Origin of the sequence: Vibrio sp. 10N.247.310.17 (assembly GCF_041466605.1) — a bacterium.
GTDB classification, from domain to species: domain Bacteria; phylum Pseudomonadota; class Gammaproteobacteria; order Enterobacterales; family Vibrionaceae; genus Vibrio; species Vibrio tasmaniensis_A.
This window is the reverse complement of record NZ_JBFSTC010000016.1, coordinates 21,820-46,182: the sequence shown is the minus strand read 5'-3', so window position 1 is coordinate 46,182 and position 24,363 is coordinate 21,820. Positions and strand designations below refer to the sequence as shown.

The window sequence follows — 24,363 nt, the reverse complement described above, 5'->3', positions numbered from 1 at the left end:
TATGAAAATAATTTGTACAAATGTTACTTACCTTCCATTGATAGGTAATCATAAATAACTTGTAGGGCATGGTGCGTGGCTTGTTGGCGTACTTGTGATCTATCGCCTGTAAATACATGCGTTTCTACTTTATCCCAACCGTTTAGTGCTTTCCAAGCGAAACATACCGTTCCAACAGGCTTATCTTCGGTCGCGCCACCTGGGCCAGCAATACCACTGATCGATACAGAGATAGTCCCATTTGAATGTTGCAATGCCCCGCTCGCCATTTCTATTACGACAGGCTCACTCACCGCACCGAACTCAACTAAGGTTTTAAGCTGTACGCCGATCATCTCTTGCTTCGCTTCATTGCTATAAGTAACAAATGCACGATCAAACCAACCAGAGCTCCCTGCGATATCCGTCACCGCGCTAGCAACCCCACCGCCAGTACAAGATTCAGCCGTCACTAAAACGTGTTTATGTTTAGCGAGTAAGTATCCAAGCTGTTCACTAAGATCTTGAGTCATCTGCATCATCAACTTCCCTTTATCTACTGTCATATCATTCGGATTCGCATCTTTTCGCATGTGTCGCTTTTCGCACGAAACGCTTTCACGTATCCTAAGCCGCAATAGAAATAAACGAAAGAAGTTAACTGTGAAAGCCGATCAAAAACATACTCCCATGATGCAGCAGTACCTAAAGCTAAAAGCAGAAAATCCAGAAATTCTGCTGTTCTACCGCATGGGCGATTTCTACGAGCTTTTCTATGATGATGCTAAAAAAGCCTCTCAACTCCTCGATATTTCACTGACCAAGCGTGGCTCTTCAAATGGTGAGCCGATTCCTATGGCAGGTGTTCCTTACCATGCCGTTGAAGGGTACCTTGCAAAGTTAGTGCAACTTGGTGAATCCGTAGCAATTTGTGAACAGATTGGTAATCCAGCAACTTCAAAAGGCCCTGTTGAGCGTGCTGTCGTGCGTATCGTTACACCCGGAACCGTGACCGATGAGGCTTTGCTTTCTGAGCGCATTGATAACCTGATTGCAGCCATCTACCATCACAACGGTAAGTTTGGTTACGCGACACTGGATATTACCTCTGGTAGATTCCAACTTTGCGAACCAGAAACCGAAGAAGCAATGGCGGCAGAACTGCAGAGAACCTCACCTCGTGAGCTACTGTTCCCTGAAGATTTCGAACCTGTAAATCTAATGGCAAGCCGTAATGGCAATCGCCGCCGCCCGGTATGGGAATTTGAATTAGATACCGCGAAGCAGCAATTGAATAAGCAGTTTGGTACTCGCGATCTGGTTGGCTTTGGCGTAGAAGGCGCGAAACTAGGCTTATGTGCGGCTGGTTGTTTGATCCAATACGTGAAAGATACCCAACGTACTGCCCTTCCACATATCCGTTCACTGACGATGGATAAGCAAGATCACTCGGTGATCCTCGATGCAGCGACTCGTCGTAATTTGGAGATCACGCAAAATCTTGGTGGTGGTACTGATAACACCCTTGCCGAAGTACTAGATCACACCGCGACGGCTATGGGTAGCCGTATGCTTAAGCGCTGGTTACATCAACCAATGCGCAATATCTCTGCACTCGATCAGCGCCTAGATGCTATTGGTGAAATGAAAGATTTGGCTCTCTTTACAGAGCTACAGCCAACCTTGAAACAGATCGGGGATATCGAACGTATTCTTGCTCGACTAGCACTTCGCTCAGCTCGTCCTCGTGATATGGCACGACTTCGCCAAGCGATGGAATATTTGCCAGAACTTGCAGAAACACTGACGCAATTAAAGCACCCATACCTAACTCAACTTGCTCAATATGCCTCGCCTGTGGATGAGGTTTCTGAACTACTTGAGCGAGCGATCAAAGAAAACCCTCCCGTGGTTATCCGTGACGGTGGTGTAATTGCAGAAGGCTACAATGCCGAGTTAGACGAATGGCGCGACCTTGCAGCTGGCGCAACCGAATTTCTTGATAAACTTGAGCAAGAAGAGCGCGAACGTCATGGTATCGATACACTTAAAGTGGGCTACAACAACGTACACGGTTTCTTCATTCAAGTAAGCCGCGGACAAAGCCACCTTGTGCCACCACACTATGTTCGCCGTCAAACGCTGAAAAATGCAGAGCGTTACATCATTCCTGAGCTAAAAGAGCACGAAGACAAAGTGCTTAGCTCTAAATCGAAAGCCCTAGCTATCGAGAAGAAGTTGTGGGATGAGTTGTTTGATTTGTTACTGCCTTATCTAGAGCGACTACAAAACATTGCTTCTTCAGTGTCTCAACTGGATGTTCTACAAAACTTAGCTGAACGTGCAGACACCCTTGATTACTGTCGTCCAACCATGACAGAGTCTGCTGGCGTACAAATTCAGGCCGGTCGTCACCCCGTTGTTGAACAAGTGATGGACGCACCTTTCATCGCAAACCCTATCGACCTCAATGATCAACGTAAGATGCTGATCATCACAGGTCCAAACATGGGGGGTAAATCGACCTACATGCGCCAAACGGCACTCATCGCATTGATGGCTCATATCGGTTGTTATGTTCCTGCAGAAAGCGCGACGATTGGTTCTATCGACCGTATCTTTACGCGTATTGGCGCATCCGATGACTTGGCTTCGGGTCGTTCAACCTTCATGGTTGAGATGACAGAGACCGCGAATATCCTGCACAATGCAACACCAAATAGCCTTGTGTTAATGGATGAAATCGGTCGTGGTACCAGTACTTACGATGGTCTGTCTCTGGCTTGGGCAAGTGCGGAATGGCTAGCTAATCAAATCAATGCGATGACACTATTTGCAACGCACTACTTTGAGCTAACTGAGCTACCAAACCAAATACCAACCTTAGCGAACGTACACTTAGATGCGGTTGAACATGGCGACAGCATTGCCTTTATGCACGCAGTTCAAGAAGGTGCAGCAAGTAAATCTTACGGCCTTGCGGTTGCAGGATTGGCTGGCGTACCTAAAGCAGTGATCAAAAACGCACGTGCGAAGCTGACTCAGCTAGAAGCATTGAGTATCGACTCTCCGACATCAAAGCCAAGCGGCGTTGATATCGCTAACCAACTGAGCTTGATACCTGAACCGAGTGAAGTAGAACAAGCACTAGCGAATGTTGACCCAGATGATTTAACTCCTCGCCAAGCGTTAGAAGAACTCTATCGTTTGAAGAAGTTGCTTTAGTCTCTTTCCAAGTAGCTTGTTATTGTCGCTTGCTATTGTCGTTTTGTACTGTCGCTTAAGTCAGCAGCATAAAATGCAAAAACCACAAACAAAAAAACGCTGACTTAGAGTCAGCGTTTTTATTTGTCTTCTATTCAAAGAAACATCATCAGTTCATTTAGTCGTTTTCTACGTTGAACAGATTTTCCATGTTCAAGCCTTGCTTGATTAGAATCTCACGTAGACGACGAAGACCTTCAACTTGGATTTGACGAACACGTTCACGAGTCAGGCTGATTTCACGGCCTACTTCTTCTAATGTTGACGGTTCGTAGCCAAGCAATCCAAAGCGACGCGCAAGCACCTCTTTCTGCTTAGGATTCAGCTCATCAAGCCAGAAGATCAACGAATTCTTGATATCGCTATCTTGAGTTGAAACCTCAGGATCTGAATTGTTGATGTCTGGAATAATATCCAACAGCGCTTTCTCACCATCACCACCAATTGGCGTATCAACAGAGCTCACTCGTTCGTTTAGACGAAGCATCTTACTCACATCACCAACAGGTTTGTCTAGCTTAGAAGCAATTTCTTCTGCCGTTGGTTCATGGTCAAGTTTTTGTGAAAGTTCTCTTGCGGTACGTAGGTAGATGTTCAGCTCTTTCACAACATGGATTGGCAAACGGATAGTGCGAGTCTGATTCATTAACGCACGTTCAATGGTTTGACGAATCCACCATGTTGCGTAAGTTGAGAAGCGGAAGCCACGCTCTGGATCAAACTTCTCTACGGCGCGAATCAAACCTAGGTTGCCTTCTTCAATAAGATCGAGAAGTGCAAGACCACGGTTGCTATAACGACGAGAAATTTTTACCACCAAACGCAGGTTACTTTCGATCATGCGTTTGCGTGCTGCTTCATCACCGCGTAGAGCTCGACGTGCATAAAGCACTTCTTCTTCAGCGGTTAATAGTGGTGAGAAACCGATTTCACCTAAGTAGAGTTGAGTCGCATCTAAGCTTTTAGACGTAACTTCAGTCTCTTCTTTCGCTTCGGTTTTCTTAGTGACTGTTCGTTTTGCTTTTCCAAGAGCTTCCTGTTCCGTGGTTGCTTGGTTAAGATCGAACTCTTCTTTGGTTACTGCATTGCTTATACTCATAACGCCTCCCCCTGGCGAAATTAGCATGACATTACAACTTCATATGTCGCTAAATGACTATGTCACTCCATACAATACGTAATTTTTGCATATTGTATTTAAGGTAAATACCGTTTTGGATTAACTGATTTACCTTGGTAACGAATCTCAAAGTGCAGCCTGACACTGCTGGCTCCAGAGCTTCCCATTGTTGCAATCTTCTGCCCTGGTTTCACACTTTGCCCTTCAGATACTAATAGTCGGTCGTTATGCGCGTATGCACTTAAGTAATTATCATTGTGCTTCACAATCACTAGATTGCCGTAGCCTCGTAATGCATTACCCGAATAAACAACCGTTCCCCCTGCAGTAGATACTATTGGCTGACCTCGCTGTCCTGCTATGTCTATGCCTTTATTTCCTTGTTCGCCTACAGAGAAATTCTTAATTACTCTCCCTTTCGTTGGCCATAACCATTTGGATACTTTGTTACTCGTTGGTTTTGTTGGCGGTGTAACATTCTGTTTACCTTTAGAACCAACATACTCCTTTGATTTGGATTGTACAACCTTCTTTTGTGGATCTTTTTTCGCCACTTTGGTGGTTGTTTGAGCGGGCGCAGGTTTAGAGCTTTTACTCTTTTGAGGTGTTGTTTTAGGTTTGCTTGAGGCCAACAAAGTTGTGGATGCGGCAACAGGCGCAGCGACGGCTGCAACCGCTACCGTTGATTTACCATACGCTGGAGCGTTGTAGCTAGGACGCCATAACTTAAGGCTCTGTCCGGGATGGATGGTATAAGGTGCAGACAGATTGTTATAGCGAATCAGCTCTTTAACATCTTTATTTGTTACGTAAGCAATAAAATAAAGGGTATCGCCTTTTTTCACTTCATAGTAACTACCACGATAACTACCACGATCAATCGATGAGTAATTCTTGTTTAAGCTTGAAACTGGCGCAGGCGAATTCGCAGCACACCCAACAAGTGCACAGCTAAGCAGTAGAGAACTTCCTTTAAAAACCTTCGAACGCATCGACTTTCTATCCACCTACACCATTAATAATTTTATTAAGCTAACTCACCAGGTACAAGAGGTACAAATCGCACCATCTCGATAACACTCGATAAGAACTCATCACCGTGGCGAACAATCTTCAACAGTTGTTGTTCATCATCTCCGACCGGAATTAATAAGCGGCCTCCATCTTTCAACTGCTGCAAAAGCGCTTGAGGGATCGACTCTGCAGCAGCGGTGACAATAATCGCATCAAAAGGCGCCTTAGAAGACCAACCTTGCCAACCATCACCGTGCTTGGTTGAGATGTTGTAGAAATCAAGTTGCTTCAACCTACGCTTAGCATCCCATTGTAGCGACTTTATTCTTTCAACCGAATACACGTGATCAACCAACTGAGCCAAAACCGCCGTTTGATAACCAGAACCCGTTCCGATCTCCAAAACGCGGCTGTCTTGTTGTAACTCAAGCAGTTCGGTCATTTTAGCAACAATGTAAGGCTGAGAAATTGTCTGCCCCTGCCCGATAGGCAGCGCATTATTATCATAGGCCTGGTGATGCATAGCCTGTGATAAAAAGCTCTCTCTCGGTAGTAAGTAAATAGCATCAAGAACCTTTTGATCCTGAATACCATTTTCTATCAGAAAAGTAACTAAGCGCTCAGCTTGTGGATTACTCACTTATTTATCCCCTAACCATGTAGTCATCGCACCCAACGACTCATGTGCCGTCAGATCAACTTGTAGTGGTGTTACCGACACAAAACCATGTTCAATGGCGTAAAAATCGGTACCCTCACCAGCATCTTGCTCCTTACCAGGAGGGCCAAGCCAATAGATATCATGACCACGTGGGTCTTTCTGCTTAATCATATCTTCAGCATGGTGACGAGCACCTAGACGTGTCACCTGAGTACCCGATAGTTGATCTAATGCTAAATCAGGGACATTCACGTTTAACAGGCGATTGGTCGGGATTGGGTTTGCTAAATGTTGTTCGACAATACGGCGAGCAACCGCTGCTGCTGTCTTAAAATGTTGTTTTCCAACCAGAGAAAATGCCACCGATTGAACACCTAGAAAGTGGCCTTCCATTGCTGCTGCGACTGTACCTGAATAAAGCACGTCATCACCAAGGTTAGCTCCGTGATTAATACCCGTTAAAACCAGATCAGGCATGTCACTCTTTAGGAGTTCGTTCAATGCGAAATGTACACAGTCGGTCGGTGTTCCTTGTACCGAATAGGTATTTCTAGCAATCTCTTGAACACGTAAAGGCTGTTCCAAAGTTAATGAATTTGAAGCACCAGAGCGATTACGGTCAGGTGCCACAATGATAACTTCAGCAAGATCACGTAATTCATTTGCCAGCTCATGAATACCTTGAGCATGCACACCATCATCGTTGCTGAGTAAAATCTTCATCTTGTATCCTTTCTTTTGTACCAATGCCAAGTCACTTAAATACCGATATAAAGTCACTTAAATATCAATATAAAGTGACTTAGACCCAAGCAGAATCATTATTGCTCGTAGGTTCTTTCTACGTGTACTTCTTCAACTAACTCACGAACGATAGCGGTTGCGAAGCAGCCTGCGTCCAGAGAGAATTTAAGAGTGACATTGTCTTCGTTTACTTCCCACACTAAACCCATCGGCTTCAACGAGGCTTCACGGCGATCATGGCGCATACGGTTGCCACAAATAAGCGCCATTAGATCCGGTTCAGCATCAAGGTGTTTCTGCTCTAGAGCTTGAGACGCATCCGTCGTCGGTAACGCATTATCTCCAGCTAAAGCAACGGTAATAAACGCAGAACCATTGGCGATATCTTGGTTTACAGCTTCGATATTAGCGGCTGTCACAGCAAGTTGAGCATCGTTTTTAACTACAATATCGCCGACCAATGCCGAAGCAAACGCATCGTGCTCAATACGGTCAGAAAGAATTAAGTTGTAGATCCAAGAACGAGCTGCAGAGAGGTACAAGCTGCGCTTATTTTGATTACGCGTACGAACGTTTTCACGCCCCCAACGACGAGCTTCAGATAAGTTGTTACCTTCATTGCCAAACCTCTGAGCACCAAAGTAATTTGGCACGCCCACTTGAGCGACTTTTTCCAAACGTTTGACTACATCATCGCAGTCCGTTACTTCAGACAAAGTTAGCTCGAATTGGTTGCCAACTAAATCGCCTGGACGTAACTTTTTGTTGTGGCGTGCTGTCGCCAATATCTCAATACTTGGGTATTGTGCAAGAAAAGCAGAAAAGTCAGGTTCACCTTTTGGTAGATGCACGCTCAACCACTGTTCTGTCACAGCATGACGGTCTTTCAAACCAGCCCAACTCACGTCTTTCGACTTAACACCACACGCTTTAGCCAGCTCGTTTGCTACAAAGCTCGTGTTCTCACCCGTTTTACGAATGCGCACCATAAGGTGTTCGCCTTCACCAGTGAACTCAAAACCTAAGTCTTCATTAACGACAAAGTGTTCGGCTTTTGCTTTTAGTTTTGCTTTCGCAGTTGGTTTACCGTTTAGATAAGCCAATGAAGATAAAATATCTGACATGCTGTTCTTTTCATGTTGGTGCTTACGCACTTTTAGTAATTAGGACCACCGCTTCACATGCGATGCCCTCTTTGCGACCTGTAAAACCTAAACGCTCAGTGGTCGTCGCTTTTACATTCACATTGCTAATGCTGGTTTCTAAATCTTGTGCGATAGCGTGGCACATAGAGTCTATATGAGGCGCCATCTTTGGAGCTTGCGCCATGATAGTAATATCGGCATTACCAATCACGTAGCCTTGTTCTTTTACTCGACGATAAACATCTTTTAGAAGTTCACGGCTATCCGCGCCTTTCCACTCATCATCAGTATCGGGGAAATGACGACCAATATCACCGGCAGCAATCGCACCTAATAAAGCGTCACACAACGCATGAAGGGCAACATCACCATCTGAGTGTGCGATAAGACCCTGCTCATAAGGGACTCTAACGCCACCTATAATTACCGGACCTTCACCACCAAACTTATGTACATCAAAGCCATGGCCAATACGAATCATCATTATTCCTTATTCTGACTTAAATAGAACTCAGCAAGTGCTAAATCTTCAGGCTGAGTAATCTTAAAATTATCTGAACGCCCTGCCACTAAAGCGGGCGATAAACCTTTCCATTCAAAGGCTGAGGCTTCATCGGTAATCGAAACGCCTTGTTGCAACGCCTCGCTTAATGCATTCCACAGAGGCTTTGCTCTGAACATTTGCGGCGTAAGTGCATGCCATAGATCGGTTCGCTCAACGGTATGTTCGATCTGCCCTTGGGCACCTCGCTTCATCGTGTCACGAACTGGCGCCGCTAAAATAGCCCCTACATCATGGCTCATCGCGCCGGAAATTAGCTTGTCGATATCACTGAGTTGAACACAAGGCCTTGCCGCATCGTGAACCATTACCCAATCGCTAAGCTGCTGCTCAGCGATACAGTTTAGCGCAGAGAGTACCGAGTCCGCTCGTTCGCTTCCGCCAGACACTCGGATCACTTTTGGATTCTGGTTGAGTGCTAACTCCGGGTAATAGGGGTCATCATCGCTGATCGCAACGACAATTTGAGATACTTGTGGATGAGACAGTAATTTCTCAATGGTGTGCTCTAAAATCGTTTTGCCGTTAATCTTAAGATATTGCTTAGGGTGGTCTGCTTTCATTCGGCTACCGATGCCCGCTGCAGGTACAACGGCAATCACACTTTGAAGTTGAGTCGACATTAATGGGATTCCTCACCAATGATGCGGAAAAACGTTTCGCCTTCTTTTACCATTCCAAGCTCATGACGTGCGCGCTCTTCTATCGCGTCTAAGCCTTGGCGTAGATCATCGATTTCCGCAAACATCTCTGCGTTACGAAGATGGAGCTTTTCGTTTACTTGCTGTTGAACTTGGATTTCGTTGTTCACACCGTAGTAATCAGAAATACCATTTTTACCGAGCCACAGTGTGTGTTGTAGCCAGCCAAACACTATGAGCAGTACTAAAGCAAAAATTCGCATAACACCTTTCGCCGGTTGAAAAAGAAGGAACTAGAATAAGGCACATATATACCATAATGAGCTTATTGGTGCGAGATATGTGGTGTTAGGGAATCAATAAGTCGGAGAATTATTGTCGGGATAGATATGGTAACAATGAAATTCCCTACTCCTTCCTTCGTCAGTCTAGGGAATGACGAACTTTAGATGTAACGAGGAGGAGCTTTACAATCTAGAGCTTCTTCCCGTCATTTTCTACAGACAAAAAAATGCCCCGCATAAGCGAGGCATTTAAAAAGCTTAGATTAATAATTCGCTAGGAATTATTGACCTTTAACTTCTTTAAGACCGTTGTAAGGAGCTTTAGAACCTAGAGCTTCTTCGATACGGATAAGTTGGTTGTACTTAGCAACACGGTCAGAACGGCTCATAGAACCAGTTTTGATTTGACCTGCCGCTGTACCTACCGCTAGATCAGCGATAGTTGCATCTTCAGTTTCGCCAGAACGGTGAGAGATTACTGCAGTGTAGCCAGCGTCTTTAGCCATCTTGATAGCAGCTAGAGTCTCTGTTAGAGAACCGATTTGGTTGAACTTGATAAGGATAGAGTTAGCTACGCCTTTCTCGATACCTTCAGCAAGAATCTTAGTGTTTGTAACGAACAGATCGTCACCAACGATTTGAAGCTTGTCGCCTAGAAGTTCAGTTTGGTGCTTGAAGCCATCCCAATCAGACTCGTCAAGACCATCTTCGATAGAAACGATTGGGAAGTTGTTCGCTAGCTCAGCTAGGTAGTGGTTGAACTCTACAGAAGTGAAAGTTTTACCTTCGCCCTTCATGTTGTAGATACCAGCTTCTTTGTCGAAGAACTCAGATGCTGCACAGTCCATAGCAAGAGTAACGTCTTTACCTAGTTCGTAACCAGCAGCTGCAACAGCTTCTGCGATAACTTCTAGAGCTTCAGCGTTAGACTTAAGGTTAGGAGCGAAACCACCTTCATCACCAACTGCAGTGCTGTAGCCTTTAGACTTAAGAACTTTAGCTAGGTTGTGGAATACTTCAGCGCCGATACGTAGACCTTCTTTAAGAGTCTTAGCGCCAACTGGTTGGATCATGAACTCTTGGATGTCAACGTTGTTATCTGCGTGCTCACCACCGTTGATGATGTTCATCATTGGTAGAGGCATAGAGAATTGACCAGCAGTACCGTTTAGCTCTGCAATGTGCTCGTAAAGAGGCATGCCTTTCGCAGCAGCAGCAGCTTTTGCGTTAGCTAGAGATACAGCTAGGATAGCGTTCGCACCGAACTTAGACTTGTTTTCAGTACCGTCTAGGTCAAGCATGATTTGGTCAACGTCAGCTTGTGCTTTAGCGTCAGAACCTACTAGAGCTTCAGCGATTGGGCCGTTAACAGCTTCAATAGCTTTAAGAACACCTTTACCTAGGAAACGTGATTTGTCGCCGTCACGTAGCTCAAGAGCTTCGCGTGAACCAGTAGATGCGCCAGATGGAGCAGCAGCCATACCTACGAAACCGCCTTCTAGGTGTACTTCAGCTTCTACAGTTGGGTTACCACGTGAATCGATGATTTCACGACCTAGAACTTTAACGATCTTAGACATTGAATGTTTCCTTCTCGTTGAATATATAAATGTCAAATTTAAAGGTAGCAGCACAACTTACGCAGCTACCTGTATTCCTTTTTACTTCTCTAATTCGCCGCGCTGGAACTCGCCAGCTGCTTTAACGAAACCTGCAAACAATGGGTGACCATCGCGAGGTGTTGAAGTGAACTCTGGGTGGAATTGAGCAGCAACGAACCATGGATGGTTCGGGTTCTCGATAACTTCAACCAGTTTCTTGTCCGCAGATAGACCCGATACTTTTAGGCCCGCTTTTTCAATTTGTGGACGAAGATTGTTGTTCACTTCGTAACGGTGACGATGACGTTCATGGATCGTCGCGCTACCGTATAATTCGTAAGCTTTTGTCCCTTTCGCTAGGTGACAAAGCTGTGAACCAAGACGCATTGTGCCGCCAAGGTCAGATGTTTCTGTACGCTCTTCAACTTTACCTTCGCCATCAGTCCACTCAGTGATAAGACCAACAACTGGGTACTTAGTTTCAGTACAGAATTCAGAAGAGTGTGCCCCTTCCATTTTCGCAACGTTACGAGCGTACTCGATAAGTGCTACTTGCATACCTAGACAGATACCTAAGTAAGGTACTTTGTTTTCACGAGCGTATTGAGCAGCAAGAATCTTACCTTCAACACCACGATCACCAAAGCCACCAGGAACTAGGATTGCATCTAGGCCTTCTAAAACTTCTACGCCACGAGACTCAACGTCTTGTGAATCTACGTATTTAATATTAACGCTTAGGCGATTTTTCAAGCCCGCGTGTTTTAGCGCTTCATTTACTGATTTGTATGCGTCTGGTAGTTCAATGTACTTACCAACCATACCAATCGTCACTTCACCCGTTGGGTTAGCTTCTTCGTAAATTACTTGTTCCCATTCAGACAGGTCTGCTTCTGGAGCTGTGATGCCGAAACGCTTACATACAAGTTCATCAGTGCCTTGAGCTTTAATAAGCTGAGGGATCTTGTAGATAGAGTCAACATCGCGCATAGAAATAACTGCATTTTCTTGCACATTACAGAACAGAGCAATTTTCTTACGCTCGTTCGAAGGAATGTTGCGGTCTGAACGACAAACTAGAATGTCTGGCTGAATACCAATAGACAGCAGCTCTTTTACAGAGTGTTGCGTTGGCTTAGTTTTCACTTCGCCCGCAGCTGCTAGGTATGGCACTAGAGTAAGGTGCATGAACATTGCGCGTTCACGGCCTAGCTCTACTGCTAGCTGACGAATCGCTTCCATGAATGGTAGAGATTCGATATCACCAACCGTACCACCAACTTCAACTAGCGCGATATCGTGGCCAGCTGCGCCAGAAATTACACGTTCTTTGATAGAGTTAGTGATGTGCGGGATAACCTGAATAGTTGCACCTAGGTAATCACCGCGACGCTCTTTAGCGAGTACGTCTGAGTAAACACGACCTGCAGTGAAGTTGTTACGCTTAGTCATCTTGGTGCGAATGAATCGCTCGTAGTGACCAAGGTCAAGGTCAGTTTCAGCGCCATCTTCCGTAACGAACACTTCACCGTGTTGAGTCGGGCTCATTGTGCCTGGATCAACGTTGATGTAAGGGTCAAGCTTCATCATAGTCACTTTAAGACCACGAGCTTCTAAAATAGCCGCAAGAGATGCTGCTGCAATACCTTTACCTAGAGAGGATACAACCCCGCCAGTAACAAAAATGTAATTTGTCGTCATGTTTAACCTGAAATTGGTTGAATGAGGGAAATGGATTACTTCTGGACGGGATGAAAATATACCAGAAGCCCCTTATCGCCACAACGTGAAATCTATCACACTGCTATTTTTTATTTTTTGCTTCAAATCAATTCATGATAAAAGCTTTGATGATCTTTTCTCCGCCACTTTGACTTCATCCCATATGGAATCAAGCTGTTGTAGAGAAAAGTCGGTCAAAATTTTATCTTGCTGACGAACTTTTTGTTCCACACCTTTAAAGCGGCGTGAAAATTTCAGATTGGCTTTATTGAGAGCCGTTTCTGGATTTTTACCCAAATGTCGCACTAAATTGACGGTAGCAAACAACAAATCACCCAGCTCTTCTTCAACTAAATCTTCGTTTGGCGTTACTTGAAGCGCTTCTTCTAGCACCTCATCAACTTCCTCTAAAACCTTATCGGCGACTGGGCCAATAGAGTCCCAATCAAAGCCAAATTTCGCGACTTGCTTTTGAATTTTTGTAGCACGCGAAAGTGCAGGTAGAGAGTTTGGTATTGAGTCTAGAATACTTTCTTGAGTTTTGCCTGCCTGTGCTTTCTCTTTGGCTTTTTCAGCTTCCCAGTTGGCATTAATTTCGTCATCACTGGCAAACTCGGTATCAGAAAACACATGCGGATGGCGGCGCGTTAGCTTCTCATTGATGCCATCGACCACATCAGAGAACTCAAACAGTCCCTGCTCTTTCGCGAGCTGGCTGTAGAAAATCACCTGAAACAACAAATCACCCAGCTCTTCTTGTAGGTTCGGCCAATCTTTGTTGTGAATCGCGTCCACTACTTCATAGGTTTCTTCGATAGTATGCGGGACAATTGTTTCAAAATTTTGTTTCAAATCCCAAGGACAGCCACCTTCAGGATCGCGCAGCTTAGTCATGATCTGTTCAAGTTGTTCAATCGGGTGATTCATTGTTTTCTTCCTATTCACTGTCTTTGATTTTTTAAATTTATAACGTCTTCTAAAACTAAAAAAGGTGAGTAGCCAAAACCACTCACCTTTGTTGATACTGTCTAATTCTCTAAATAATTGAAACTGTGGCTAGGCGACAAGCAAGCGAGACTCCTGAGCATAGCTTGTCTATGTGATTGAGCGAGTGCGCGCAGGCAACAACGCCATCAGCTTCAAGTATGACGAGAATTTTAGCCGAGGCGTTTTACGCTCATGACATCTTTGATTTGTTCGACTCGACTCGTCACTCGACTCAGAATTTCAATGTTGGTCACTTCCAGATCGAAATCCATCACCGACAGCTGACGTTTATAGTCAATACGGCTCTTCATTGTCGTCACACTGACTTTTTCGTTCAAGAACAGGGATGTAATGTCTTTCAACAAGCCGGTACGTTCTAGCGCCTCTACACGCAGTGTTAAGATATACGAGCCAACAAAACCATCTCCCCACACCGTATCGATGATACGTTCAGGGGCATGTAGGTTAAGTTCACTTAACTGCTCACAATCGCTGCGGTGTACTGAGATACCACGCCCTTGAGTAATGTAACCTTTGATCACATCCCCTGGGATAGGCTGACAACAACGAGCCAAGTGGGTCATTAGGTTATCGACACCTTCAACAACAACAGCATCCTTTTTCGGACGGCTCTGATGCGCTGGCTTATTGTCAGATTCAAGCAACTTCTCGAGTGCTTTCTTATCTTCTTCTTCAGCCGTCGGCTTATTGACCAGAGCATTGATGTGATTAACCACTTGGTTAATACGCAAATCGCCGCTACCAATACCAGCATACAATTCATCAGGTGTATTGACGTTGAATCGTTTCAGCGCGTATTGCTCAGCATCTTTCAGTGTTGCGCCTACTCTGCCTAGCTCGACTTCTAGGATGTCTCGTCCAGCTTCGAGGTTTTTCTCACGACTCTGAGCACGGAACCAAGCGTTAATTTTTGCTCGAGCTCGACTTGAATGAACAAAGCCTGTGGTCGGGTTTAACCAATCGCGTGATGGATTCGGTTCTTTTTGAGTGATGATTTCAACTTGATCACCCATCGCCAACTTATGAGTGAACGGAACGATTCGACCTGCGACTTTGGCACCGATACAACGGTGTCCAACCATCGAGTGGATGTGGTAAGCAAAATCCAACGGTGTCGCACCCATTGGTAAATCGACCACATCACCGCGTGGTGTAAAGGCATAGACACGGTCATCAAAGACTTGGCTACGTACTTCATCCAGCATTTCGCCAGAATCCGACATCTCTTCTTGCCAGTCGATAAGCTTACGCAACCACGTGATTTTCTCATCGTAGCCACTGCGTACACCGCTAGAAGCACCTTCTTTGTACTTCCAGTGCGCAGCCACACCCAACTCAGAGTCTTCGTGCATTTGCTTGGTACGGATCTGAATTTCGATGGTCTTACCTTCAGGGCCAAGAACTACGGTATGAATTGATTGGTAACCATTGGGCTTAGGGTTCGCCACATAGTCATCAAATTCACTTGGAAGATGTTTATATTTGGTGTGAACCACACCTAGACCGGCATAACAGTCTTGCAGTTGGTCGGCAATAATACGTACCGCACGCACGTCAAAAAGCTCATCAAACTCTAAGCCCTTTTTCTGCATTTTACGCCAGATGCTGTAGATGTGTTTGGGACGACCGCTGACTTCAGCATTGATGCTTGAACGGTTCATTTCTGATGTTAGGTCATCAACAAAGTCAGTGATGTATTGTTCGCGCACGATACGACGCTCTGACAGCTGTTTGGCAATCTGCTTGTAGGTATCTGGTTGTTGATAGCGGAAAGCGTAATCTTCAATTTCCCACTTTAGCTGACCAATGCCCAAACGGTTTGCAAGAGGCGCATAGATGTTAGCACACTCTTTTGCTGCCGCACGGCGAACAGCATCAGGGGCCTTTTTCACCTCGATGAGGTTGCAAATTCGTTCTGCTAGCTTGATGACGACGCAGCGGAAATCATCGACCATGGCCAGTAACATTCGACGAACGTTATCTACTTGTCCCGAGGCAGCACTGCCTTCAAGGGTAACGTTGAGCTGGCCCAAAGCTGCCATTTCTTCAACGCCATCAATTAACTTTACGGTTTCTTTACCGTAGCTTTCTTCAAACGCTTCACGTCCAAAAACGCCGCTTGAAACAACGGGGAAAAGTTGCGCTGCAATTAAAGTGGCACGGTCCATCGACAACGTAACCAAGATTTCGATCATCTCACGTCCACGCCAAAGCAGGAGCGACGCTTGCTCGTGATCTTTTAATAGCTCTTCACAGTGACGATAAACTTTGGTCAGTTTATTCGAGGTTTTTACGTCTTGATTCAGTGACGCAATCCAACTTTCTAGCTCAAACTGTTCGCTTGGGTTTAAATGTGCGCTTCGTACCGCAACCATCATGCCTTCCTAGTTATTATGTTTTATACCCAATTCAATATGACTAACTGATTCCAAGTTAGTTCGACTCATATTGATATCAGCGCAGGCTTCCCTGCACCTTTGTGATTCATTTTTAAGCCTTATTTAAGGGCTTCTAAGCCTTGATAAAGAGAGCCATCGATTCTAGATGACTGGTATGGGGAAACATATCCAACATACCAAGTTTGGCTAATTGATAGCCTTGTTTTTCTAAACTCTCAGAATCTCTCGCTAGAGTAGCAGGATTACACGAAACATAAACCACACGCTTCGCTCCTAACGCTGAAATTTGATCAACGATCCCACTCGCTCCAGCACGTGCAGGGTCAAGTAATACTTTATCGAATTTCTCTTTTGCCCAAAGCTGTGAAGATAAATCTTCTTCGAGGTTCGCTTGGTAAAACTCCGTATTGCCTAACTGGTTTAACGCCGCATTAGCCGTTGCCTGTTGAACCATTTCATCAACGCCTTCCACACCAACGACAAACGCCGATTGTTGTGCGATAGGCAGACTGAAGTTGCCTAAACCACAAAACAGGTCAAGCACACGCTCATCCGCTTGAGGCTCTAACCACTCAATCGCTTGAGCCACCATCTGTTGGTTCACTTTCTGGTTAACTTGTATAAAGTGGTTTGGCTCAAAAGGTAAGGTTACGCCGGTTTCACTATAGCTTGGCGAATCACCCACCAAACGAACCAACTTATCGGTTTCTGGCATCGAATACAGCGTTGCACCTTCTTCTTTCGCGAGCGTCATCAACGCTTGCTCATCTTTTTCAACCAAAGGTTTAAGGTGACGCAGCACCATAACAGGGCCAGTATCACCCAACACCAATTCAACATGTCCTAAAGACGTAAGGCTACTGAAAGTGTTCAGTAAACTTTTCAGTTTTGGCAGCAATACATTAAGGCGAGTATCCAGCACGGCGCAGTCGGTGATGTTTTCAATCTGTTTACTTTGTTTCTTACGGAAACCAAACTGAAGCTGCTGTGTCTTCTTATCAACAAATAGACTGATACGCGCGCGACGACGATAACCGGTTTCATCACCGACAATCGGCTGAGCGACTTCGGTGTTAGCCGTTTGGTATTTGCTCATCAGGTGCGTCAAAGATTGTGATTTATGCTCAACCTGAGATGAGTAACCGAGATGTTGAAGATGACAGCCACCACACTGATTAAAGTGCTTACAGAATGGCTTTAAACGCAGCTCACTCGGTTGAAGTAATTTGATGAGTTTTGCTCGCGAAAACTTACTTTTGCTCTCAGTAAGTTGAATAACCACCTTCTCACCGGGCAATGCGCCATCAATGAAAACTGGTTTATTCTTCTGATAAGCGATGCCAGCGCCATTGTGATCCATTCGTTCAACCAAAACCGATTGATGCTTGGTCTCGAGTTGAGTTTTCTTTTTTGGTTGGAAAAAACGTGCCATTGCTTGTGCCTAATGTATCTTTTAATAAGTAATTGGTATCCAGGACTCACTATTCTGTCTTGGAATCATTGTCGAACGTCACGGCTTTGATTAAGCTTACCGTTCACTTAACCGCCATTGTGTGCGTTATTTTCCCATATCCAGACCTCGATGTAATTAAAGAACATGACCAGATATGGCTTAAGAGCCCGTGTAATTACCTTAACTCTAGCTCCAACCCTAATTATTGGGCTGCTATTGAGTGCATTTTTCTCATTTAACCGCTATCAAGACCTTGAAGGTCAAGTGGTTAACACTGGTACTAGCATCATTGAACCACTAGCGATTGCGAGTGAGTCTGGCATGAAGCTCGAAAGTCGAGAGTCTGTTCGTCAGCTGATTAGCTATGCACATCGAAAAAATTCTAAGTTAGTGCGCAGTATTGCGGTGTTTGATGAACGTCATGAGTTGTTTGTAACGTCAAACTTCCATCCTGATTTTGAAAGCCTGACCTATCCGAAAGATAAACCGATTCCGCATTTAAGCTCATCGAACCTGCTCGATAACACGCTGATTCTTAGGACACCCATCATCGCTGAGGGACAATACATCAACTCAGCTAATGGCCAGTCTCAAGCGAACCAAGCGATCGGTTATATTGCGATAGAGTTAGACTTGTCGTCACTTCGATTGCAGCAATATCAAGAAGTGTTCTCTGCCTTCTTGGTGCTGATCCTCGGTCTTGGACTTTCTGGGGTATTTGCCTTCCGCTTGATGCACGATGTAACCCAACCGATCACACACATGAAAAACATGGTCGACCGAATTCGTCGTGGTCACCTCGATGTGCGTATCGAAGGCAAAATGCATGGTGAGCTTGATTCACTGAAAAACGGTATCAACGCGATGGCGGTCTCGCTATCAGAATATCACGTCGAGATGCAGCACAGCATCGACCAAGCAACATCTGATCTGCGTGAAACCCTAGAGCAATTAGAGATTCAAAACGTTGAGTTAGACATTGCGAAAAAACGAGCTCAAGAAGCCGCTCGTGTTAAATCCGAGTTCTTGGCGAATATGTCTCATGAGCTTAGAACACCACTGAATGGTGTGATTGGCTTTACTCGTCAGATGCTCAAGACACACCTATCGAACAGCCAAACCGACTACTTACAGACCATTGAACGCTCGGCCAATAACCTACTCAGCATCATCAACGATATCTTGGACTTCTCAAAACTTGAAGCCGGCAAGCTCGCTCTAGAAAATATTCCATTTGAGTTCCAAGCGAGCCTAGAAGAGGTGGTTAACCTTCAAGCCACTAATGCTCATGAAAAAGGTCTTGAGCTTACACTTAAGATCGACCCGAAAGTACCACCAGGCGTTGTTGGTGATCCACTGCGTATCCAACAGATCCTGACTAACCTTGTGGGTAACTCGATCAAGTTTACCGAGCGTGGCAACATTGACATCAGCGTTGAACTTCGTTCACAAAGCGAAGACAGCATTGAGCTGCAGTTTATGGTTCGAGATACGGGCATTGGTATCTCAGAGCGCCAACAAGCACAACTTTTCCAAGCCTTCAGCCAAGCCGATGCGAGCATCTCTCGTCGTTATGGTGGTACAGGCTTAGGTCTGGTAATCACCCAAAAACTGGTCAGCCAAATGGGCGGAGAGATCAGCCTAACCAGTCGTCTTCACCAAGGCTCCACATTCTGGTTCACCCTGAGACTATCGACTACCGATATGCCGATGACAGAATTAATTGAGACTCAGTGCCTGCAAGACAAGCAACTGCTGCTTATCGAGCCAAACATGCAAGCGGCATCAATTACTCAGCAGATCCTAACCCAAGAAGGCTTAGTGGTAACGTACCGTTCGGTTATGCCTGACGAATCTACCTCGTATGACTACGTCCTACTTAACTTAGCCGCGAACCAAGAGTATCAATTTGATACCGTGAGTGGTTGGGCGATTGGCGCGAAGAAGATCGCTCAGAACGTGATTATTGGTACACCAAGTACCGAGCTAGCGTTGGGTGAGCAATTGATGAAAGAAGTCGATGTTCAGTGCATTACTAAGCCTCTCTCTCGCAAGAAGTTGCTGCAAACTTTGGTATCGAATCAAGCTCCAACCTTAATTGCACCCGCTATTGAAACACATTCAGAAGAGAAACTACCGCTTACGGTATTGGCGGTCGACGACAACCCTGCCAACCTTAAACTGATTACTGCGCTGCTAAAAGAGCGCGTAGAGACAGTGATCAGTTGTACTAGTGGTCAGAAAGCTCTCGACAAAGCGACAGAGACTCCATTTGATGTCATTTTCATGGATATTCAAATGCCGCAGATGGACGGCGTGACCGCTTGCCAAAAAATTAAGGCGTTGGCGAACAATGCAAACACGCCTGTGATTGCTGTTACCGCGCATGCAATGATGGGAGAGCGTGACCGACTACTTGAAGCAGGTATGGATGACTACCTAACCAAGCCTATCGAAGAGCATGTGTTACAACAGGTTCTTATTCATTGGAGCCCTACCTCTGAGATTGAGCACATTGATAAAATAGACCCAGATCACCCGGCGGTCTCTGCTGAAATCGACCACAACTCTGTTTCAGAAGTTGAAGCCAGCGAGCACAAGAACATCATCATTGATTGGCAAGCTGCTTTGAAACAAGCCGCCAATAAAGAAGACCTCGCACGCGATATGCTGCAAATGCTCGTAGATTTTATTCCTGAAGTTTATGAGGCTGCAGACAAGGCGATAGAAGACAGTGACTACCCCGTTGAAGCGCTGACACACATCATCCACAAGATGCATGGCAGCAGCTCATACAGTGGGGTACCAAGGCTTAAGTCGGTATGTGCAACGATAGAGAAAGAACTTCGTTCAGGCACTTCTGTTGAAGACATTGAACCGGAGCTTTTTGAACTTCAGGATGAATTAGATAAGGTTCAAGCAACCGCGATTCATTATTTGAAACCAGCCAAGACCTAGCGAATATTTCTTACTCACAAACATTCATTAAACGGTTTACCAGCCAATAAAAAAGCAGAGCTCATGAGCTCTGCTTTTTTCTGTCTAGAACCTAGGGTGCTAGATATAGAGTAGCGGTAATCTATTTACGACTCGAGTAGTACCGTCGCCACCGCATAATGGCGCTCATCAGAGATAGTCAGGTGAATCGACTTTGTACCACTCGCATCTGCGATTTCACGCGCTTTTTTATGCAGGCTTAGAACTGGCTTGCCATGCTCATCGTTTGAAATCTCGAAATCGTGGAAGGTCACACCAAGAGCGATGCCTGTGCCTAATGCCTTAGACGCCGCCTCTTTTGCAGCAAAACGCTTTGCAAGGTAACGCCCTTTTTGCTTAAGTTGCTGGAATACTTCAAATTCAGAATCGGTCAAAATACGCTGAGCGAAAGCCTCACCACTTCGTGATAATGCCTTTTCAACACGTTCAATTTCTGCGATATCTGTACCTAATCCAACAACAGCCATGTTTACCCTACTACCAACTTCTATCTATTAACTTTTCGATTCTACTGATTAACCGCTTAACGCTTACAACTAAACGAATGCCGAGTTAAAGAACTAAGCGTTGTTGCGCGCTGTTTCCATCACGGCTTTCATGTCTGCAACGGCTTTATTCAAACCATCAAAGACTGCGCGGCCCATGATCGAGTGACCGATGTTCAACTCGTAAATCTCAGGAAGTGCCGCAATTGGCGCTACGTTATGGTAAGTCAGACCGTGACCCGCATTCACTGTAATACCAAGGTCGTCTGCGTAGCTTGCACCTGCAGCAATCTTTTTAAGCTCGTCTTGTTGGTCTTCTTCAGTTTTAGCATCAGCATAGTGGCCAGTGTGCAGTTCAATGAACGGTGCGCCACACGCTTTCGCAGCATCGATTTGCTCACGATCGGCATCGATAAACAGAGATACTTTGATACCAGCAGCGGACAATTTTTCGGTCGCCGCTTTGATCTTTTCAAGTTGACCAACTACATCCAAGCCACCTTCAGTCGTTAGCTCTTCGCGTTTTTCTGGAACTAAGCAAACGAACTCAGGATTAGTATCGAGTGCAATTTGAACCATCTCGTCCGTTACGGCCATCTCTAAGTTCATGCGAGTCTGGATTGTCTCAGCAAGAATACGTACATCGCGATCAACAATATGACGGCGATCTTCACGCAAGTGAATCGTAATGCCGTCAGCACCCGCACGTTCAGCAATTTCAGCTGCGTGTACTGGGTCTGGATATTTAGTACCACGTGCATTACGTAGAGTTGCAATATGGTCGATATTAACGCCTAAAAGGATTGAGCTCATTTTCCAATACTCCGTGCTCTAGAGAGGGCTATTGTTGGCATAAATAGCTCTCTACTTTTTAATGGTTTGCCGCCAAGATACGGCTTTAAGGCTATGCGTGTAAAGCGTTTTGCCGCTTTTAACTGCTCTTTAGTGATAAACCTACGCTCACTGATTGCGATAAGTTCATCGCCCATAAAAGTCAGGTTATCTCGACGCACCGAAGCGATGAAGCCTTTCTGCTCTCGATAGCGATAAGTCATGCTCGGATCAATCGCTTCGCCAGTGCCCGCGCAGTGTAAAAAGTCGACGCCATACCCCATAGCGGAAAGTAGAGCCAATTCAAAACGACGCAGTGCTGGCTCAGGGTTCTCATTATGAGCGAGTTCTGTTAAGGCATGAAGATAGTCATGAAAAAATGCGGGCATGGCCACTTCGGCCATCAACACTCGCCCAACTAATTCATTAACGTACATTGCTGAATACAGATTAATGCCAGCAAGAGGAAGCCCCAAGCTGATCGGTTCAGCTTGGCGCAACGTTTTCATTGAACCATTGCCAGACCACTTAAGCAGTAGCGGCGTAAAAGGTTGCAATGCACCTTTCAAATTAGAACGCTTACTCCGCGCACCTTTAGACATCAACGTCACCCGACCGTACTCTTCGCTGAAGACGTCCAGAATCAGGCTCGACTCACTGTATGGTCGACGGTGCAACACAAAGCATCGCTGTAACCCTTCGCTCAATCACTTACCCTTCTTACAGATACAAAAAGAGAGAGTTCGCACTCTCTCTTGTATTTATATTCAATTCAACTTTCTTAATATCAGAAAGTGACGTTCAATATATTATAGATCGTCGATGTAGCCTAACGAGCGAAGTGCACGCTCATCGTCAGCCCAACCAGACTTAACTTTAACCCAAGTCTCTAGGTAAACCTTACGACCGAACAGTTCTTCCATGTCGATACGAGCTTCACGACCAATCGTTTTGATCTTCTCGCCCGCTTTACCAATTACCATCTTCTTCTGACCAGTACGTTCAACAAGAATCAAAGCATTGATGTGGAAACCATCGTTATCTGGGTTGTAATCAAAACGCTCGATCTCAACCGTTACTGAGTAAGGTAGCTCTTCGCCTGTGAATCGCATCAGTTTTTCACGGATGATTTCAGAGGCCATAAAGCGCTGTGAGCGATCCGTTACGTACTCTTCAGGGAAGTGGTGCGTCGCTTTTGGTAAAGAATTACGAACGTGCTTACGCAGTACATCGATATTCTTACCTTGCTTCGCTGAGATTGGCACAACATCAAGGAAGTCCATCTTCTTAGACACTTCCATCATATGTTGCATCACGTCTGTACGGTCTTGAACGTTATCTACTTTGTTAATACAAAGGACAACTGGGAAATCTGTTTTTCTCAGCTTATTCAGTACCATTTCATCGTCGTCAGTCCAGTGAGTACCGTCAACAAGGAAGAATACTAGATTCACATCGCTCAGTGAGCTGTTCGCCGCACGGTTCATCAAACGGTTAATTGCACGCTTTTCTTCAATATGAAGTCCAGGAGTATCAACGTAGATCGCTTGGTAATCGCCTTCAGTTTCTACGCCCATAATACGGTGGCGTGTCGTCTGAGGTTTACGTGATGTGATCGAGATTTTCTGACCCAAAATATGGTTCAGAAGCGTCGATTTACCTACGTTTGGTCGACCCACGATAGCGATGAAGCCACAGTGTTGGTTTTCCGGTAGGCCCGTTTTTTTGCTATCAGATGAAAAGAATGCATCGATATCGAAATCTTGATTGTTATCAGACATTGCTTAGTTGCTCTAATGCTGTTTCAGCAGCCGCTTGTTCTGCCTTGCGGCGGCTAGTGCCTTTACCGATAACAGGTTTATCCACACCTGCCACTTCACACTCAACCGTAAACTCTTGGTTGTGTGCTTCACCTTTAATATTAGTCACAGTGTAGACAGGTAGGGGATTTCTTCGACCTTGTAAAAACTCTTGTAAGCGAGTTTTTGGATCTTTTTGAGATACACCAGGCTGAATAGACTCTAGGCGAGATTGGTACCAGCTTAAAATAATACGGCGAACAACCTCGGTATCACTATCTAAATAGACAGCACCGATGATCGCTTCAACCGCATCCGCTAGAATAGAATCACGACGGAAACCGCCACTCTTCAACTCACCTGGACCTAATTTTAAGTAATCTCCTAGTTCGAATTCACGACCTAGTTCTGCCAATGTATGACCACGTACTAATGTTGCGCGCATGCGGCTCATATCACCTTCGTTTACCTTAGGGAAACGGTGGTAAAGATCATCAGCGATAACAAAACTTAAAATTGAATCGCCCAGAAACTCAAGACGTTCGTTATGTTTACCTGCGGCACTGCGGTGAGTCAGCGCCAAATGGATAAGATCGGCATCATTAAACTGATAGCCAATCTTTCTCTCTAGTTTATCAATTGGAGAATTCATGC

Annotated in this window: 21 protein-coding genes; 2 read left to right on the top strand and 19 right to left on the bottom strand. The window is 45.2% G+C overall.

The features are described from left to right. Positions 1-23: 23 nt before the first annotated feature. Entirely contained in the window at positions 24-518 is a 495-nt protein-coding gene (locus AB6D80_RS07230) for a CinA family protein (RefSeq protein ID WP_029225457.1), read from the bottom strand. A 124-nt stretch (positions 519-642) separates the two neighbouring features. Between AB6D80_RS07230 and mutS the strand changes: the two genes are divergently transcribed. Next, positions 643-3,204, top strand: coding sequence for a DNA mismatch repair protein MutS (gene mutS / locus AB6D80_RS07225; RefSeq protein ID WP_372188129.1), 2,562 nt, complete (start codon positions 643-645; stop codon positions 3,202-3,204). Positions 3,205-3,361: 157 nt separating this feature from the next. Here mutS and rpoS read toward each other — a convergent pair whose 3' ends face one another. The 13 genes from rpoS to rlmD form a co-directional block, all read right to left on the bottom strand. After that, entirely contained in the window at positions 3,362-4,342 is a 981-nt protein-coding gene (rpoS, locus tag AB6D80_RS07220) for an RNA polymerase sigma factor RpoS (protein ID WP_009847636.1), read from the bottom strand. 98 nt (positions 4,343-4,440) lie between these two features. Further along, complete coding sequence (gene nlpD / locus AB6D80_RS07215) at positions 4,441-5,355, bottom strand: murein hydrolase activator NlpD (protein WP_135444306.1); 915 nt, start codon at positions 5,353-5,355, stop codon at positions 4,441-4,443. A 35-nt stretch (positions 5,356-5,390) separates the two neighbouring features. After that, positions 5,391-6,017: a protein-L-isoaspartate(D-aspartate) O-methyltransferase gene (locus AB6D80_RS07210; protein WP_009847638.1), complete on the bottom strand. Its 627-nt coding sequence runs from the start codon at positions 6,015-6,017 to the stop codon at positions 5,391-5,393. Then, entirely contained in the window at positions 6,018-6,761 is a 744-nt protein-coding gene (gene surE / locus AB6D80_RS07205) for a 5'/3'-nucleotidase SurE (protein ID WP_135384187.1), read from the bottom strand. A gap of 98 nt (positions 6,762-6,859) precedes the next feature. Then, a complete protein-coding gene (gene truD, locus AB6D80_RS07200; RefSeq protein WP_029223074.1) occupies positions 6,860-7,906 on the bottom strand; it encodes a tRNA pseudouridine(13) synthase TruD in 1,047 nt (348 codons plus the stop codon). Between the two features lie 22 nt (positions 7,907-7,928). Next, complete coding sequence (ispF, locus tag AB6D80_RS07195; RefSeq protein ID WP_029223073.1) at positions 7,929-8,408, bottom strand: 2-C-methyl-D-erythritol 2,4-cyclodiphosphate synthase; 480 nt, start codon at positions 8,406-8,408, stop codon at positions 7,929-7,931. 2 nt (positions 8,409-8,410) lie between these two features. Next, complete coding sequence (gene ispD / locus AB6D80_RS07190) at positions 8,411-9,112, bottom strand: 2-C-methyl-D-erythritol 4-phosphate cytidylyltransferase (protein WP_372188127.1); 702 nt, start codon at positions 9,110-9,112, stop codon at positions 8,411-8,413. Beyond that, positions 9,112-9,393: a cell division protein FtsB gene (gene ftsB / locus AB6D80_RS07185; protein ID WP_012604777.1), complete on the bottom strand. Its 282-nt coding sequence runs from the start codon at positions 9,391-9,393 to the stop codon at positions 9,112-9,114. The genes ispD and ftsB overlap by 1 nt, the downstream gene beginning before the upstream one ends. Positions 9,394-9,695: 302 nt before the next feature. Beyond that, positions 9,696-10,994 (bottom strand): phosphopyruvate hydratase, encoded by a 1,299-nt coding sequence (eno, locus tag AB6D80_RS07180; protein ID WP_009847644.1) that lies wholly within the window; start codon positions 10,992-10,994, stop codon positions 9,696-9,698. A gap of 81 nt (positions 10,995-11,075) precedes the next feature. Next, positions 11,076-12,716 carry a CTP synthase gene (locus tag AB6D80_RS07175; protein ID WP_012604779.1) on the bottom strand — a complete coding sequence of 547 codons (1,641 nt, stop codon included), beginning with the start codon at positions 12,714-12,716 and terminating at the stop codon, positions 11,076-11,078. Positions 12,717-12,848: 132 nt separating this feature from the next. Then, a complete protein-coding gene (mazG, locus tag AB6D80_RS07170; protein WP_029223900.1) occupies positions 12,849-13,664 on the bottom strand; it encodes a nucleoside triphosphate pyrophosphohydrolase in 816 nt (271 codons plus the stop codon). A gap of 230 nt (positions 13,665-13,894) precedes the next feature. Beyond that, entirely contained in the window at positions 13,895-16,120 is a 2,226-nt protein-coding gene (gene relA, locus AB6D80_RS07165) for a GTP diphosphokinase (protein ID WP_009847647.1), read from the bottom strand. A 136-nt stretch (positions 16,121-16,256) separates the two neighbouring features. After that, positions 16,257-17,576, bottom strand: coding sequence for a 23S rRNA (uracil(1939)-C(5))-methyltransferase RlmD (gene rlmD, locus AB6D80_RS07160; RefSeq protein ID WP_372188126.1), 1,320 nt, complete (start codon positions 17,574-17,576; stop codon positions 16,257-16,259). A gap of 165 nt (positions 17,577-17,741) precedes the next feature. On the opposite strand from rlmD, the gene barA reads away from it, so the two are divergent. Continuing rightward, complete coding sequence (gene barA / locus AB6D80_RS07155) at positions 17,742-20,555, top strand: two-component sensor histidine kinase BarA (protein WP_371702937.1); 2,814 nt, start codon at positions 17,742-17,744, stop codon at positions 20,553-20,555. 125 nt (positions 20,556-20,680) lie between these two features. On the opposite strand, the gene acpS is transcribed toward barA, so the two are convergent. The 5 genes from acpS to rnc form a co-directional block, all read right to left on the bottom strand. After that, entirely contained in the window at positions 20,681-21,061 is a 381-nt protein-coding gene (gene acpS / locus AB6D80_RS07150; RefSeq protein WP_009847650.1) for a holo-ACP synthase, read from the bottom strand. A gap of 93 nt (positions 21,062-21,154) precedes the next feature. Then, positions 21,155-21,892 (bottom strand): pyridoxine 5'-phosphate synthase, encoded by a 738-nt coding sequence (pdxJ, locus tag AB6D80_RS07145; protein WP_009847651.1) that lies wholly within the window; start codon positions 21,890-21,892, stop codon positions 21,155-21,157. Next, positions 21,889-22,617 (bottom strand): DNA repair protein RecO, encoded by a 729-nt coding sequence (gene recO, locus AB6D80_RS07140; RefSeq protein WP_012604785.1) that lies wholly within the window; start codon positions 22,615-22,617, stop codon positions 21,889-21,891. Before recO ends, pdxJ begins: the two co-directional genes overlap by 4 nt. A gap of 102 nt (positions 22,618-22,719) precedes the next feature. Continuing rightward, on the bottom strand, positions 22,720-23,691 hold the full coding sequence (gene era / locus AB6D80_RS07135; protein WP_004735384.1) for a GTPase Era: 972 nt from the start codon (positions 23,689-23,691) through the stop codon (positions 22,720-22,722). Continuing rightward, positions 23,684-24,361: a ribonuclease III gene (gene rnc / locus AB6D80_RS07130; RefSeq protein WP_004735383.1), complete on the bottom strand. Its 678-nt coding sequence runs from the start codon at positions 24,359-24,361 to the stop codon at positions 23,684-23,686. Before rnc ends, era begins: the two co-directional genes overlap by 8 nt. Positions 24,362-24,363 lie beyond the last annotated feature (2 nt).